Annotated in this window: 14 protein-coding genes; 8 read left to right on the plus strand and 6 right to left on the minus strand. The window is 70.9% G+C overall.

Going from position 1 to position 14,309, the window contains the following annotated elements:
- The first annotated feature begins 192 nt into the window (after nucleotides 1-192).
- Nucleotides 193-2,220, plus strand: coding sequence for an FUSC family protein (locus ABZO29_RS42775; protein ID WP_367325591.1), 2,028 nt, complete (start codon nucleotides 193-195; stop codon nucleotides 2,218-2,220).
- A gap of 57 nt (nucleotides 2,221-2,277) precedes the next feature.
- Here ABZO29_RS42775 and ABZO29_RS42780 read toward each other — a convergent pair whose 3' ends face one another.
- On the minus strand, nucleotides 2,278-4,344 hold the full coding sequence (locus ABZO29_RS42780; RefSeq protein WP_367325592.1) for a SpoIIE family protein phosphatase: 2,067 nt from the start codon (nucleotides 4,342-4,344) through the stop codon (nucleotides 2,278-2,280).
- Nucleotides 4,345-4,570: 226 nt separating this feature from the next.
- Here ABZO29_RS42780 and ABZO29_RS42785 point away from each other — a divergent pair, with 226 nt between their 5' ends.
- The 5 genes from ABZO29_RS42785 to ABZO29_RS42805 all read left to right on the plus strand — a co-directional run bounded on the left by ABZO29_RS42785 (nucleotide 4,571) and on the right by ABZO29_RS42805 (nucleotide 5,831).
- Complete coding sequence (locus ABZO29_RS42785; protein WP_367325593.1) at nucleotides 4,571-4,909, plus strand: nuclear transport factor 2 family protein; 339 nt, start codon at nucleotides 4,571-4,573, stop codon at nucleotides 4,907-4,909.
- A 75-nt stretch (nucleotides 4,910-4,984) separates the two neighbouring features.
- On the plus strand, nucleotides 4,985-5,164 hold the full coding sequence (locus ABZO29_RS42790; RefSeq protein WP_367325594.1) for a hypothetical protein: 180 nt from the start codon (nucleotides 4,985-4,987) through the stop codon (nucleotides 5,162-5,164).
- Between the two features lie 2 nt (nucleotides 5,165-5,166).
- Nucleotides 5,167-5,334: a hypothetical protein gene (locus tag ABZO29_RS42795; RefSeq protein WP_367325595.1), complete on the plus strand. Its 168-nt coding sequence runs from the start codon at nucleotides 5,167-5,169 to the stop codon at nucleotides 5,332-5,334.
- A 75-nt stretch (nucleotides 5,335-5,409) separates the two neighbouring features.
- Complete coding sequence (locus ABZO29_RS42800) at nucleotides 5,410-5,598, plus strand: hypothetical protein (protein ID WP_367325596.1); 189 nt, start codon at nucleotides 5,410-5,412, stop codon at nucleotides 5,596-5,598.
- A complete protein-coding gene (locus tag ABZO29_RS42805) occupies nucleotides 5,574-5,831 on the plus strand; it encodes a hypothetical protein (protein ID WP_367325597.1) in 258 nt (85 codons plus the stop codon). The genes ABZO29_RS42800 and ABZO29_RS42805 overlap by 25 nt, the downstream gene beginning before the upstream one ends.
- Before the next feature lie 298 nt (nucleotides 5,832-6,129).
- Here the strand turns inward: ABZO29_RS42805 and ABZO29_RS42810 are convergent, their stop codons facing one another.
- Both ABZO29_RS42810 and ABZO29_RS42815 read right to left on the minus strand, forming a co-directional pair.
- Nucleotides 6,130-6,606, minus strand: a complete 477-nt coding sequence (locus ABZO29_RS42810) for an iron chaperone (RefSeq protein WP_367325598.1) — start codon at nucleotides 6,604-6,606, stop codon at nucleotides 6,130-6,132.
- A 58-nt stretch (nucleotides 6,607-6,664) separates the two neighbouring features.
- Complete coding sequence (locus tag ABZO29_RS42815) at nucleotides 6,665-7,126, minus strand: pyridoxamine 5'-phosphate oxidase family protein (protein WP_367325599.1); 462 nt, start codon at nucleotides 7,124-7,126, stop codon at nucleotides 6,665-6,667.
- 170 nt (nucleotides 7,127-7,296) lie between these two features.
- On the opposite strand from ABZO29_RS42815, the gene ABZO29_RS42820 reads away from it, so the two are divergent.
- Both ABZO29_RS42820 and ABZO29_RS42825 read left to right on the plus strand, forming a co-directional pair.
- Complete coding sequence (locus ABZO29_RS42820) at nucleotides 7,297-10,089, plus strand: LuxR C-terminal-related transcriptional regulator (protein ID WP_367325600.1); 2,793 nt, start codon at nucleotides 7,297-7,299, stop codon at nucleotides 10,087-10,089.
- Nucleotides 10,090-10,230: 141 nt separating this feature from the next.
- Nucleotides 10,231-11,370: a PP2C family protein-serine/threonine phosphatase gene (locus tag ABZO29_RS42825; protein ID WP_367325601.1), complete on the plus strand. Its 1,140-nt coding sequence runs from the start codon at nucleotides 10,231-10,233 to the stop codon at nucleotides 11,368-11,370.
- Nucleotides 11,371-11,429: 59 nt separating this feature from the next.
- Here the strand turns inward: ABZO29_RS42825 and ABZO29_RS42830 are convergent, their stop codons facing one another.
- From ABZO29_RS42830 to ABZO29_RS42840, 3 genes are read right to left on the minus strand one after another with little or no spacing between them, the layout of a single operon-like run.
- Nucleotides 11,430-12,665 carry a cytochrome P450 gene (locus ABZO29_RS42830; protein WP_367325602.1) on the minus strand — a complete coding sequence of 412 codons (1,236 nt, stop codon included), beginning with the start codon at nucleotides 12,663-12,665 and terminating at the stop codon, nucleotides 11,430-11,432.
- Nucleotides 12,666-12,689: 24 nt separating this feature from the next.
- A complete protein-coding gene (locus ABZO29_RS42835) occupies nucleotides 12,690-14,081 on the minus strand; it encodes an NAD(P)/FAD-dependent oxidoreductase (protein ID WP_367325603.1) in 1,392 nt (463 codons plus the stop codon).
- The gene (locus tag ABZO29_RS42840; protein ID WP_367325604.1) at nucleotides 14,071-14,298 is read right to left on the minus strand and encodes a ferredoxin; all 228 of its coding nucleotides are present in this window, start codon (nucleotides 14,296-14,298) and stop codon (nucleotides 14,071-14,073) included. Before ABZO29_RS42840 ends, ABZO29_RS42835 begins: the two co-directional genes overlap by 11 nt.
- Nucleotides 14,299-14,309 lie beyond the last annotated feature (11 nt).

Here is a 14,309-nt window from a genome sequence, read left to right on the forward strand (position 1 = left end):
AGGAAGGAGGTGGCGGGCTGAGGGCCCTCGCAGTGCGTGGGCCGCACCGGGCCTGCAGCCTGCTGCCCCCTGACATGCACGTCAGCCGGCACAGGCCCACAATGGTCGCAGGTAGGCATGGTGCGCGAAGACGCCGGATCACTGTCGGTACCGACGCCCGCGGCAGGGCAGTGACACAGCCGGAGGGCGGCGATGGCCCGTGATGTGGCTCGGATGACGGTGCTGCGCCGGGCGGTGCAGACCACGGTCGCAGCGAGCGCGGGGTTCTACCTGTGTCTGTACGGATTCGACGAGCCCGTGGCTGCGCTCTACGCGCTGTTCGCTCCGATCGCGCTGGGACCGCTGTCCTCCATCGCGGGAGCCGGCCGCCGGCGGGCGGGGGTGATGGTGCGCGCGCTGCCGTTCGCCTTGATGCTGGTCGCCCTCGGCACGGCACTCGCGGCAAGTACCTGGGCGGCCGTGGCCGGAATGGCGGTCGTCGGCTTCGTACTGGGCTTCGCCCCGGTGGGCGGCCCTCGCAGCGCGGGGGCCGCACCGGGCCTGCAGCTGTTCTACATCCTGGCGTGCTTCCCGCCGTACGCCCCGCAGACACTGCCGGCCCGACTCGCCGGTGCGAGCCTGGGCGTCCTGGCGCTGGCCGCGTGCAGCTCACTCATCCTCCCCGGTACGCCCGCGCGAAGCTACCGCGCCCGGCTGGCCGACGCGCTCGAGACCGCGGCGGAAGCCGCAAGCGGTCGCACGGGTGTCGAACTCCTTCGCGAACGCAGCAAGCAGTTGAGGTTCTCCTACGTGCCACCCGGCGAGCGCCCTACAGGCCCGGGGCGCGAAGACCGGGCGCTCACCCAGGCCGGCGCGGCGACCCGCCGTCTCCTCGAGGGGCTGGCCGAACTCTCGGCGCTGCACGGTCCCGCGGTGGTCACCGACCCGTCGTGTGACGTCCTGCTCGCCCGAGTCGCCGACGTGTGCGCGTCTGCCCGTGCGGCGCTGCGGGCCGGCGCAGGCGTGCCATCGGTGGCGTCCTTGGCGGCGTTGATGGAACACGTCCAGGCGGAACGCATCCGACGAAGCGCGCCGCCCGCACGGCCGGACATCGGCGTACTGCGGAAACAGTCGGCCGTACTGGAAGTCGCGGCGGCCGCCTGGGTCGCCGTCACGGCACTGGGCATCGCGGAACGCGGGCGGACGGCACCACCGGCCGCAGGGGATGTCTTCTGGTACGCCGACCTCCCCACGCACCGCCTGTGGGCACGCCGTATGGGCGCCAATCTCACACGGCGTTCTGTGTGGTTCCAGAACGCGGTACGGGTGGCACTGGGACTGGCAGCGGCACGGCTCGTGGCGGGCACACTCGACCTCGCGCACGGCTTCTGGGTCCTGCTGGCGGTGCTGACATTGGGACGCACCACCGTGGGCGCGACGTGGAAGGCGGTTCGGCAGGCGCTCCTCGGCAACCTGGTGGGCGCCGCGGCTGCCGGAGTCATGCTGCTGACCGTGGGACAGCATTCGGACGTCTATGCGGCCCTGCTCGTACCGGTCATGCTCGTGGCGTTCATCCTGGGACCGCTCTTGGGCATCGTCTTCGCACAAGGCCTGTTCACCTTCTTGGTGGCCCTCGTCTTCGCCCAAGTCACGCCGGTGAACTGGCGGTTGTCCGAAGTACGTCTGATCGACGTCGTCACCGGCAGCATCATCGGTCTGCTGTGCGGCCTGCTGGCCTGGCCGGCCGGCGGGCACCGGGAGGTCCGCCGCACGATGGCCGATCTGCTTCGGGCGTGCGGAGACCTCATCCCGCCCACTGCCGATCTGTTGACGAACCCCTCGGTGTCGCCGACGTCGCTGCCGACCCTGCCGCTGCTGCATCGTCTGAGACTGGCCGAGGCGGCCTACGCGCAGTACCGCAACGAACCCACCGCAGCCCAGGAGCGGGCGCCCGCAGACTGGCACGCGGTTCTCATCGTGGCCCACCAGACACTGCAGGGAACACAGCGCCTGCTGCGCTTCGACCTCGCCGCGCCCGACCCCCCTTCCGACCCGGCGCGCCGCGCAGGCAGCAGCACGTCACGCCTGCCGGAACCAGGACCAGACGCAGGGCGGCACACATGCACGCTGCCGGACAGGGCAGTGGCGCAGCCCGTGCTCGTCGACCTCGACGCCTGGCTGACCGGCATAGCCCGTCAGCTCGACCGGATATCCGCATCGGTCCCGACAAGCTCCGGCTGACAATCCCGCCGACGTCCTACGAACTGCCGGGCAGCGGAAGACGGGGCGCTGGAGAGCCTACAGCGCCCGCGCCACGAGGAGGGCGACGTCGTCGTGGTCGTCGGGGTGACGCAGGCCGTACAGCAGGAGGTCGCAGGTTTCCTCGAGGGGCCGTTGCGGTTCGTCGAGGAAACTGAGGAGGACGTTCAGGCGGTCGTCGATGGAGTGGTACCGGGTCTCGACGAGGCCGTCGGTGTAGAGGACCAGCACGTCGCCGGGGCCGAGGTCCACCGTGGTGGTCTCGAAGGGGACGCCGCCGACTCCGAGCGGGGTTGCCGTGGGCAGGTCGAGCAGCTCGGGGGCTCGGTCCGGGCGTGCCAGCGCGGGCGGCATGTGTCCGGCGTTGGCGATACGGCAGCGGCGCGTGTGCGGGTCGTACACGGCGTAGAGGCACGTGACGATGTAGTGCTCCAGGTCGCAGGTGATCTTGTCCAGGTGCTGCAGCACGGCGCCGGGGGCGAGATCGAGATCTGCGTAGGCGCAGGTGGCGGTGCGCAGCCGGCCCATGGTGGCGGCGGCGTCGATGCCGTTGCCCATGACGTCGCCCACGACCAGGGCGGTCTTGTCGTCGACCAGAGGGATGACGTCGTACCAGTCGCCGCCGACCTCGCTGGTGGCCTGGGCGGGCCGGTAGCGGGAGGCGAGTTCCAGGCCGGTCTGGTGAGGCGGGTGGTCGGGCAGCAGGCTGCGCTGAAGCGTGAGCGCGGTGTTGCGCACGCTCTGGAACCAGCGGGCGTTGTCGATGGCCACAGCGGCGCGGCTGGCCAGCTCACTGGCCAGGACGACGTCGTCCTCGTCGAAGGGGAGCGGGTTGCGGGTGCGTTTGAGGTCGAGGGCGCCGAGCACCTCCCCGTGGGCGACCAACGGAACGGCGAGATAGGAGTGGACGCCTGCGCGGGCCAGGAGTGTGGTGGCCTCGGCGTCGCGGGCGATGCGCGGCAGGTCCTTGTCGCCGACGTGGCGTACCAGCACGGGCCGACCGGAATGGACGCACAGGGTGACCAAGCGGTCACCGTCGTACGCGGCGAGGTCACCGGGAGGGTCGGCGGCGCGCAGAGCCACGGTGGGGTGGGTCGCCTTGAGGGCGAGGGCGCGGAAGAGCTCCCGGCCGTTGTCCGGTCTGCGCGTACGGCGGCATGCCAGGGCCGAGTCGAGAACGTCCACGGCGACTATGTCGGCGAGCTCGTGGGTGGCGATCTCGGCCAGCTCGTCGGCGGTCTGCTCCACCTCCAGCGTCGTGCCTACGCGGGTGGAGGCTTCGGCGATGAGGGCGAGGCGGCGCCGGGCCCGGTCGGCCTCGCCGGCCGCGCGGTGCCGCTCGGTGACGTCCACGACCGAGGCGGCGGCACCCAGGACCCGTCCGCCGGGGTCCTCGAGCCGGTAGAAGGAGAGGGACCAGGCGTGGTCGTGGTCGGGGTCGGCCGGGGGACGGCCCACGTGGTACTGGTCGAGCAGCGGAGTGCCGGTGGTGAGGACCTGACGAAGAGCGGACTCGACGGTGTCGACGTCGGGAAAGGGCAGGGTCTCCCTCAGGCGACGGCCGATGTGGTCTTCGGCGGGGATCCCGTCGATACGCTCCAGCGCCGGGTTGACCAGGAGATACCGCAGATCGGGGTCCATGAGGGCCAGACCTATCGGAGACTGGTTGATCAGCCGCTCGCACAGAGCCAGATCGGTCTCGACACGCTGGAGCAGGGTGTGGTCGGCCGCGATGCCCAGGGCGTAGACACCTCCGAGATCGTCCTGCAGCCGCATGTTGCGGAACTCCATCAGGCGGCTGCTGCCGTCCTTGTGCCGGACGGGGAACGCGCCGGCCCAGCCCCGCCCTGTCTCCAGCACCTCCGCGAACAGCTTCCTCACGGCCTGCAGGTGCTCGGGGTGAATGAACAGGCGCGCCGCGTACCTGCCGAGGGCCTCCTGTGCCGTATAGCCGAAGAGCTCCTCGGCCTGCGGCGTCCAGAACACGATGCGACCGTCGGCGTCGACGACGACGGCGGCAACGCTCAGCACATCCAGCAGGCCGGTGGGCCGTGGCGGCTCGGGGGCGTACTCGCCACCGTTGGACGGGAAGGATTCGGCTGTCATCCCAGATCCTCCTCCACCCGGCCGACAGCACGTGCCGACCACTGTCGACACCGTTGTCATCGACGCATGTCCGCGTTCTGGCTACCGGCAATTCCCATGGTCTCTCCGGCCCGCGTCATTGCCCAGCCCGGGTGCCGCGGGCGGCACGTCCGAAACCCTGCCCGAGCCGGCCGCCGGCCGCCGTTTCGCGTGTCCGCCGTCGCCCGTGCCGTCGTACGGTGGCCCTATGACCGACCGTCCGCAGGACGTCGTAGAGGCCGCCTTCCGCCACTACAGGTCGCAGGACCGAGCCGCGGCCCTGCCCCTCTACTCCGACGACTTCACCTTCACCAGCCCGCGGGACGACCACATCGACAAGGCGGCGTTCTTCGACCGGTGCTTTCCGACGGCCGACCGGATGACGGACCAGCGGCTGCTGCACGTCACCCCGGCCGACGACGAGATCGTCCTCGTCCACTACGAGTACGAGCTCACGTCGGGCGGGCGGTACCGCAACGTCGAGGCGATCACGGTGCGAGAGGGGCTCATCCGCGAGGTGCAGGTGTTCTTCGGCGGCAGGGTGTGAGCCGGCGCGGCGGTTTCGGTAGTCCTCTGGATGCGGGCGAACGGGCTTCCCGAGCCTGAGCGAAGGGACTATGTGTTGGGCTGGATCATCTTTTTCGCCGTCATCATGGCCCCGTCCCTGATCGGCGTGACCTTCGCGGTCCGCACCGCCCGCCGGGTCGGCAAGGCGGACCGGGCGATGCGTGCCCTGGCCGCTCGGCCTGGCTGGCAGCAGCTCAAGCGCGACAAGGCCGGAGCAGTGCCAACGGAGTCGTAGCAGTGTGGGCCGGTTCGTTGCTGCACGTCACCCCGGCCGACGACGAGATCGTCCTCGTCCACTACGAGTACGAGCTCACGTCGGGCGGGCGGTACCGCAACGTCGAGGCGATCACGGTGCGAGAGGGGCTCATCCGCGAGGTGCAGGTGTTCTTCGGCGGCAGGGTGTGAGCCGGCGCGGCGGTTTCGGTAGTCCTCTGGATGCGGGCGAACGGGCTTCCCGAGCCTGAGCGAAGGGACTATGTGTTGGGCTGGATCATCTTTTTCGCCGTCATCATGGCCCCGTCCCTGATCGGCGTGACCTTCGCGGTCCGCACCGCCCGCCGGGTCGGCAAGGCGGACCGGGCGATGCGTGCCCTGGCCGCTCGGCCTGGCTGGCAGCAGCTCAAGCGCGACAAGGCCGGAGCAGTGTGGGCCGGTTCGTTGAGAACCTGACGAGCACGGTCGACGCACACCGGCTGGTCGTCGTGTTCGACGTGCCGAGCAGCGGACCGTACCTGCGTCTGGAGCGCAACTGGAGTGCGGCGGAGCTCGGGCTCACCTTCCACAAGGATGCGCCGTACCACCCGCTTCCCGGCGTGGTGGACATGGACAGGCTGCTGGAGGAACTGGCGGGGATGCTTCCGGACCTCGTCTCGCTCGCCGGGGGCCGGGCGCCGGAGCGCTGAACGCCCTCATGGGGCCTGCGCCGGGATTTGACAGACAGGGCAGAGCTCGAACCGTCCGTTGTTGACGACGCTTCCCCAGCCGCGGCAGTTGTCGCAGTCGCGGGCACGGGCGATGTTCACGTGGTGGGCAGTGACAGGAGCGTTCGGGTGGGCTCCGTGGATCATGCGGCCGTACTCCTCGGGTAGAGGTCTCGCACGGCAGAACTATTACATGCCTCTCAAAAATATCCAATTCGGGCAATAGCGGGCCTTGGAAGCCCGCCCGTTCACGACTCCGTTGGCACGCCAGGACCGCGTCTCAGCCCGCTGCCTTCCCGATGAGCTCGACGATCATTGCCTCGGTGGCGGCGGTCAGCTCCGTCAGGGCGTAGGCGGTGGGCCACATGGTGCCTTCGTCGAGTTTCGCCTGGTCGCTGAAGCCGAGCGTGGCGTACCTGGTCTTGAACTTCTGCGCGCTCTGGAAGAAGCAGACGACCTTGCCGTCCCTGGCGTACGCGGGCATCCCGTACCACAGCTTCGGCGAGAGGTCCGGCGCGGCGGACCTGACGATCTCGTGGAGCCGCTCGGCGAGGGCGCGGTCCGCATCCGCCATCTCGGCGATCTTCGCGAGTACGTCCTTCTCGGCGTCCGCCTTGGCCGTGCGCGGGCTGCGTCGCGCGGACCTCTTCAGCTCCTGGGCGTGCTCCTTCATCGCCTCGCGTTCCTCGGCCGTGAACCCGTCGAACTTCCCCTCGGTCGAGGCAGCGCTCCGGGCGGACTTCCGTGTGTTCGTCATGGCAGGTTTTCCTTTGCTGTCTTGGCAGTTTGATCGGGGGGCGCGTGCTGGGCGGCGGTCAGCCGAGCCAGCCGCCGTCACGCATGAGTTCACGACCCGGCAACTCGTCCGCCTCGCGCCAGGCCTGGATGCGGCGCGGGGTGATACGGAACCAGCGGTACGGCGTGGCCAGTGTGCGCGGGTCGAAGCCGGTGCGCACGGCAAACCGGTCACCCCGCTGCTGCGGCAGTGCCTCGATCTCGAGGACCTCGACCTCGCCTTCGATCATGGACACGTCGCGCGTGTGGCCCAGCCCCAGCCGCGTCATCCGTGTGGCGGTCAGGTTTCTGCCGGTCGGGCTGTCGGCCGGGGTGGCCACCAGCAGCGTCTCGCCGTCCCAGTCGAAGGACAGCGGCACCAGATAGGGGGCGCCGTCCGTGGCGGCACTGGCCACCCAGACGTCGACGTCATGGGTGAGCCGGTGCTCGGTGTCGCGGCGACGCACAGCGCGGGGGCGCGGGTCGCCGGCGTGAGAGTCCATGGTCACTCCTGTGATCGCGGGGCTCGATCGACCCGGTGTGTTGTCCTGCCGGGCTTGATCGGTGTGGTCACAGCCTCTCCCGGCCAGGGCTCGGTCCACCTCCGTGCCCAGCACGGAACCCACCACGGAAACACCACGGAGACCACCCCGGATGATCGGATAATGGCTCGGTGTCCAGTCCAGTGATCTCGGCTCGGGAATCCGAAGTGCTCGCGCTGCTCGGGCAGCACCTCAGCAACGCGGAGATCGCCGCGCAGCTGTTCATCTCCGTGCGCACGGTCGAGTCCCACGTCTCCGCGCTGCTGCGCAAGCTTCAGGTGCCGGACCGGCGGGCGCTCTCCCGGCGCGCGGCCGAACTCGCCCGCGCCGAGCAGCCACGCCCGGTACCAGCCCTCCCGGCACCCCTGACAGCGTTCATCGGCCGGGTACGGGAGCGCGCGGAGCTGGCCGAGGCGGTGAAGACACGTCGGCAGGTGACCGCCGTCGGTCCGGGCGGGGTGGGGAAGACCCGGCTCGCGCTGGCGGTGGCGACGGAGGCGGCCGGCGACTTCGTCGACGGGGTGTGGTTCGTCGACCTGGCCCCAGTCACCGACCCGGGGCGGGTGGGGGCGGCGGTCGCGGCGGCCGTGGGTGTGGGGGAGCAGCCCGGGCGTGGTATCGACGAGGCGCTGCTGGCCACGCTGGCGGACCGCCAGGCGCTGCTCGTGCTGGACAACTGCGAGCAGATACGCGACGGGGTGGCGCCGTTCCTGGAACGGCTGCTGACGGCCTGCCCCCGGTTGCGGGTGCTCGCCACGAGCCGGGCCCGGATGATGGTGCCCTTCGAGTGGGTCTTCCCGGTTCCGCCGCTGTCCTGGGCCGGCGGTGGCGATTCGGAGGCCGTGACCCTGTTCATGGAACGGGCGGCGGCGGTCGGCCGGCCGCCGGATCCCTCGGTACGCGACCGGATCGCGGCCATCTGCGAACGGCTCGACGGGATGGCGCTGGCGATCGAGCTGGCGGCGGCACGGTGGCCCACGCTCGGACTGGACGGCCTCACGGCCGGCCTCTCCGACCAGCTGCGGATCCTCGCCGGGGGACCTCGCGCGGACGACAGGCACCGGTCGGTGCGGGCGGCGCTGGACTGGAGCCACGACCTGCTTCAGCCGCAGGATCAGGCGCTGCTGCGCCGGATTTCGGTGTTCGTCATGCCGTTCACCGCTGAGGCGGCCACCGCGGTGGCCGCCTTCGCCCCGCTGGATCCGGCCGCGGTCGCCGACGGGCTCGGCAGCCTCGCCGAACAGAGCCTGCTCACCGCGGCACCCTCCGCGACCGGCACCCGGTACCAGGCGCTGGAGACCATCCGTCAGTACGGCGCGGAGCGGCTCGCCGACGCCGGTGAATCGACGGACGTCCGATCCCGCCACGTGGGGTGGTGCCTGGCCGACGCGAACGCCCTCACGGGAGGTGAAGGCGCGGACTGGCGTGCGCGGTTCGACGCGATGGCGGAGGACCTGAGAGCCGCCCTGACCTGGGCCGCCGACCAGCCGGAGCAGCGTGCGGACGCCTGCCGTCTGGCCCTGTCCCTGGCCGAGTTGACCTTCACCCGCAACCTGCTCGGCGAGGCCCAGCAGCGGTTCGAGCAGGCGGCCGCGCTCGCCGATGACGCCGCCGGTGCGGCGGCGCTGCGGGAGGCCGCGGGGGTGGCCGGTTGCCGCAGGCTCGGCGACGACATGTTCCGCCTGCATCGTGCCGCCGCGGAGGCCGCGCGCCGGGTTGGTGACACCACCGGCGCCGGCCGTGACCTGGCGGCCGCAGCCACCGTCGCGTACCGCTTCTCCAGCGAGTTCACACGGATCCCCGCCGCGGACGAGGTGACCGCGGTGCTCAGGGCGGCGCGAGAGCTGTCCGGCGACGGCGACCCGGCGGCCGAGGCGGCCGTCGCGCTGGCCGAGGCGGCGGTGATCGCGGATGCCTTCGGCTCGGTCCAGGGAGATGCGGACAACACCGCGCACGAGACGGTCAGGTGCGCCGAGAAGGCCGTCGAGCTCGCCCGGCGGGCGGGCGACCCGGTGGCTGAGTCCGCCGCTCTCGACGCGCTCTCCGGCGCCCGGACCTGGGCCGGTGAGTCGTTCGGCGCCGCGGCTGCCGCCCGGCGCCGCATCGACATTCTGGCTTCGGTGCCGCACACACCCGCCAGTACGCACGAGCACATGGACGCCCTCGCCATGGCCGCCGGAACCGCTCTCGGCGTGGGTGAGCTGGCGCGGGCACGCCAGTGGGGCAGGGAGCTCGCCGACCACCCGCTGTTCGCCGAGGTGGGCCATCACGCAACGTCCTGGCTGCTGATCGCGGACGCGTTCGCGGGCCGTGCCGGCGACGTACTCACCCGCAGCGTGAGATTCATGGATGCGTGGAAGCAGAGCGGCCGGCAGCGGTCGTTCTCGCTCGGCCCGGCCGCCGCGTCGGTAGCGATGATCCACGGCCTGCGCGGCGACCACGACGCCCGGGCAAGCTGGCTCGCGATCGTCGACCAGGCGGGCACCGCGTCGGAGCACCGGCACGGCTACGGTGCGGTCTTCGACGCCATGGTCCTGCTTCATCACGGGGACCCGGACGCGGCCCTGGAGCGGGTCGCACCGGAGCCGGAACAGGTGTGGAAATGGGTCTCCTGGATCTGGCTGCACTGGTACGTGGCGCTGCGGGCGGAGGCCTCGGTGCTCGCCGGGCACCCGGACGCCCGGGACCGGATCGAGGCCGCCCGGAGTGTTGTCGCCGGCAACCCGGTCGCCACCGCCCAGCTGGAGCGGGCTCAGGCGCTGCTGGACGGCGACGTGACACGGCAGCTCGCCGCGGCAGCGGCATTCGACGCGGCCGGCTGCCACTACCAGTCGGCGCGCACGCTGCTGCTCGCCGGGAACGGCCATGCCGCAGCCGGTACGGCTGCGCTCGCCGGCCTTGGCCTCGCTCCCGCGTGCGGATGAGCCGGCGGAGTGATTCGTGGCGAATTGCCACTGTGTCGAGAAGCGTCGGATGGTGGATGAGGAGGTGGTTCGCCGACATGCCGTCTGCCGGGCACGACGGGTGACCACCGCTCGTGCGCGGGTGGCCGCAGGAGCACAGACATGGTGAGCACCACGAACGGTCAGCAAGACCAGGCCGCTGTGAGTGGCCGGAGCGAAGGCCTCAGGTCTCTCGCCTGGGGCGCCGTGGTGTTCTGGCTCGCGGCGTGCACCGTCGTCCTCGTGGTGAGCGGCATCGCGTTCGGGCGGGACACGCGACTTGCTCCCTTCCTCGTCGTCCTTCCCGCGCTGATCGCCGGGAGGGGCACCGTGCGGCAGACCTCTGTCGCCTCGGTCTGGGTGACCTTGATCATCATCGGCTCTCTGATCGACAGACCGCTGGAGACGGCGGGGGCCAATCTGGTCGTGGTCGTGTTCGCGATGGTGTTCAGCGGCCTGAGCGTGGCCCGTGCGGAGCAGCGCGTCCGCCATGAGGGAGAAATCGCCCGCCTGAGGTCAGCGGCTGCCGCTCTCCAGCGGCAGATTCTGCGGCCGTTTCCCCTGGTGACCGATGAGCTCATCGTCCATGGGCTGTACGAGCCCGTGGAGGAGGACAGCCGGGTCGGGGGCGACATCTACGAGGTGGTGGCCTCACCGTACGGCAGTCGTGTCTTCATCGCCGACGTCCAGGGCAAGGGCCTGCCGGCCATAGGCGCCGCCTTCGCCGCACTGAGTACTTTCCGGGAGGCCGCGATGGCGGAGCCGACGCTCACCGCCGTGGTCGACCTTCTCGAGGAGGCTGTTCTGCGGCACAACTCCTTCGCCGAGCACGTGGGTGAGCGTGAGCGCTTCGTCACCGGCGTGGTTCTCAGCGTCGGCTCCGAGCTGGAGGTCCAGGCGATCAACTGCGGTCACGTTCCGCCCCTGCTTCTGCATGGTGAACACGCCGGGCCGGCGCTGCGGGACGAGCCGAGTGTCCCGTTGGGGCTGGACTCCCTGGCTCCCGGACCACGCACCGTCGAATGGTTCGCCTTCCCTGCGGACAGCGCTCTGCTGTTGTGCACGGACGGAGTCACCGAGGCCCGCGACCCGGCGGGCAGGTTCTATCCGCTGGAGGAACGCGCGGCGGCGTTGGGGAGTGTCCCGGTCGGCGAGGTGGCTCCGACTCTCTACCGGCAGCTTCAACAGCACACCGCCGGCGCCCGCAGCGACGACACCGCTGTCCTGGTCCTCCGTAGGAGATCCACGGCAGGAGGGCACTGAAGGGCGCGCGTCGCTGTGGCGGTGGGACCCGGATCTGTCTCAGGGGGTCCTTGGGGGTCCTAGGGGCGGATCCCGTCGCACGCGATGGGCAGATGCCGTGGCCCGCGCAGTACTGCGTTCTGCCGGTACGGGGGTGGGTCCTCCAGCAGACGGGGGTTTTCCAGCCTCCTGGCCAGCTCCGACAAGGCGAACTGTGTCTCCAGCCGGGCGAGCGGTGCGCCGAAGCAGCTGTGGATGCCGCTGCCCAGGCCGAGGTGCTGGATGTCCCGGCGGTCCGGGTCGAAGCGGTCGGGGTCCTCGAAGCGCTGAGGGTCGCGGTTGCCGGACGCCAGAACCAGCCAGAGGGAGGCTCCCTTGGGGATGGTGACGCCGCGGACCTCGATGTCGGCGAGGGTGGTGCGCTGTGGCACCAGTTGTACCGGCGGCTCGAAGCGCAGCAGCTCCTCGACGATGGGCACCGCCAGCCGAGGATCCGCCCGCAGCCGCTCGAGTACGTCGGGACGGCGCAGCAGGGTCAGCATTCCGTTGGTGATGAGATTGACGGTGGTCTCGTGTCCCGCGATCAACAGCAGCGCCGCGGTGCTGAGCAGCTCCATCGTCGTCATCGGGCCGTCCTCGCCCTTGGCGGTCGCCAGCTGGGAGAGCATGTCCTCGCCGGGATTCGTGCGGCGCTCCTCGATCAGGCCGGCCAGGTACATGCCCAACTCCATACGGGCGTCGTGCGCGCCCTTGCCGCGCTCGGTGGGATCCGCGTCCGGGTCGGGGTCCAGGCTCGCGGCGAGTGTGTCCGCCCAGGTGTGGAAGCGCGCCTCGTCCTCGCGCGGCACCCCGAGCAGCCGGCAGATCACGGTGACCGGAAAGGGGTACGAGAACTGCTCCACCAGGTCGATCCGGCCAGGGTCGCCGAGGCCGTCGATGAGGCCGGAGACGATGTCGTGGAGCTCCCCGCGCATACCGTCGACACGGTGCGGGGAGTGCGGCGGGCCGAAGGGCCGGTTCGTCATGCGTCGCAGCCGGTCGTGTTCCGGCGGGTCGAGCCGCAGGAACCCGGGAGGCAGGGCGCTCTCCTCCCGGGCCGGTTCGGCCAGCGGGTCGCGGGCGGTCGAGGCCAGATTGCGGGCGTCGGAGCTGATCCGAGGATCGTGCAGGAGGCTGCGGATCTCGTAGTAGGTGCTGATGACGTATGGCCCGCCGTCTTCGTGGTGTACCGGCGTCTTCCGCAGCTGTTCGTAGATCGGGTACGGATTGGCGCGGTTGGCGTGGTCCAGGATCTGGTGCAGCAAGGATTGCGTCATGGCGAGTCCTCGTGGCCGTACGGGTCAGTGCGCGGGGGTGAACGTCATCCGGCGGTCGGCCGGCGAGTAGCCGCCGAGTGTCACGGTGGGGCCGTGAGTGGGGACCGAAGGATCGGGGAAGTCGGCGTCGATCGGCCGCTGTCCGTCCGAGCGCCGGTCGACCGTGGGGAACGACGGCGGGAACGGCGCGGTGGTCTCGATCAGCTCCTGGTAGAACGGCAGCCACCGGGCGTGGTCGAAGGCGACCGCGCCGATGACGCGCCCCTGATACCCGTAGACGCCCAGGAACCGGTGATCCTTGAGCGATCCCTGCGAGATGAGGATCTCCGTCCCCAGCGACGGCACCCCGACCGACTTGATGTTGACTCCGAACTGCGAGGACCAGAAGGCCGGCACTTCCATGTGGGGGATGCGGTCGGTGCTCTCGCTGATCATGTTGTGCGCCGCGATCCGGGCCTGGGAGACGGCGTTGCCCCAGTGCTCCAGAGACAGGAACTGGTAGCCGAACAGGGGGTGCGGGCAGCGTGCGACGTCGCCCGCCGCATAGATGTCGTCGGTGACGATTCCGCGGATGTCGAAGGCGCGGCAGCCGGCGTCGCACGCGATGCCTCGGGGGCCTGCCCCGAGTCCGGATCCGGCGAGCCATTCGGTGTTGCGGGTGGCGCCGAGCGAGACGATCACCACGTCGGTCTCCACGGTGGAGCCGTCGGACAGCTGCGCGGCGCGCACCCGTCCCGAGGCATCGCCCTCCAGAGCGGTCACCATGACCCCGCACCGCAGGTCCACACCGTGCTCGCGCTGCATCTCGGCGGCGACCGCGCCGACCACCCCGCCGAGAGCGCCGACCAGGGGCGCCGCGCCGCGCTCGGCGACGGTGACGGCAAGGCCGCGTTCGCGGCAGGCGGAGGCGATCTCCGAACCGGTGAACCCGGCCCCGATGACGAGGACCCGCTTGGGGCCGGCCTCGAGCCGCCGCGCGAGCGCGGCACTGTCGTCGCGGGTCCGCAGGACGAAGACGCCGTCGAGTTGCGCCTCGGCCTCGCGCGGCCACGGGTGCGCTCGTACCCCGGTGGCGATCAGCAGCCGGTCGTACGGCACCTCGTCGCCGTCGGCCAGCCGCACCCGTCTGGCGGCCATGTCCAGGCCGGCGGCCGGGACGCCCAGCCGCCACGTCGCGTCGACGGAACGGAGCCTCGGTAGCGCCGTGCGCTCCGCGGCCGCCTTGCCCAGCAGGACCTGCTTGGACAGCGGGGGCCGGTCGTACGGCTCGTGGGGCTCGTCGCCGATCATCGTCAGGGAGCCCGCGAACCCCTTGTCGCGCAGGGTTTCCGCGGCCCGCAGGCCCGCCAGTGAGGCGCCGACGACGACGATGCGGCCCTCGCGTCTGAACCGTTCCAGGGATCCGTCACCGATCACCGGGCACCGCCTCGGCCGATGCGTCCACGGCATCGACCACGACGGCCTGGACAGGGCAGGCAGCGGCGGCCTGCGCCAGCTTCTCGCCCTGGGCCTCGTCGGCCTCCGGGTCGTACAGCAGCGCCTCCTCGCCATGCATGGCGAAGACCTCGGGGGCGAGGAAGGCGCACTGCGCGTACCCCTGACAGCGGTTCAGGTCGACGGCAATCCTTACCAAGGGAATCGGTC

It is taken from the genome of Streptomyces sp. HUAS ZL42, assembly GCF_040782645.1.
GTDB lineage: Bacteria > Actinomycetota > Actinomycetes > Streptomycetales > Streptomycetaceae > Streptomyces.

Bases quoted from the DNA above. Each gene is read 5' to 3' on its own strand.
- ABZO29_RS42815 (WP_367325599.1), bottom strand. From the start codon at position 7,126: ATGGACTCTCACGCCGGCGACCCGCGCCCCCGCGCTGTGCGTCGCCGC.
- ABZO29_RS42775 (WP_367325591.1), top strand. From the start codon at position 193: ATGGCCCGTGATGTGGCTCGGATGACGGTGCTGCGCCGGGCGGTGCAG.
- ABZO29_RS42810 (WP_367325598.1), bottom strand. From the start codon at position 6,606: ATGACGAACACACGGAAGTCCGCCCGGAGCGCTGCCTCGACCGAGGGG.
- ABZO29_RS42830 (WP_367325602.1), bottom strand. From the start codon at position 12,665: ATGACGCAATCCTTGCTGCACCAGATCCTGGACCACGCCAACCGCGCC.
- ABZO29_RS42785 (WP_367325593.1), top strand. From the start codon at position 4,571: ATGACCGACCGTCCGCAGGACGTCGTAGAGGCCGCCTTCCGCCACTAC.
- ABZO29_RS42825 (WP_367325601.1), top strand. From the start codon at position 10,231: ATGGTGAGCACCACGAACGGTCAGCAAGACCAGGCCGCTGTGAGTGGC.
- ABZO29_RS42780 (WP_367325592.1), bottom strand. From the start codon at position 4,344: ATGACAGCCGAATCCTTCCCGTCCAACGGTGGCGAGTACGCCCCCGAG.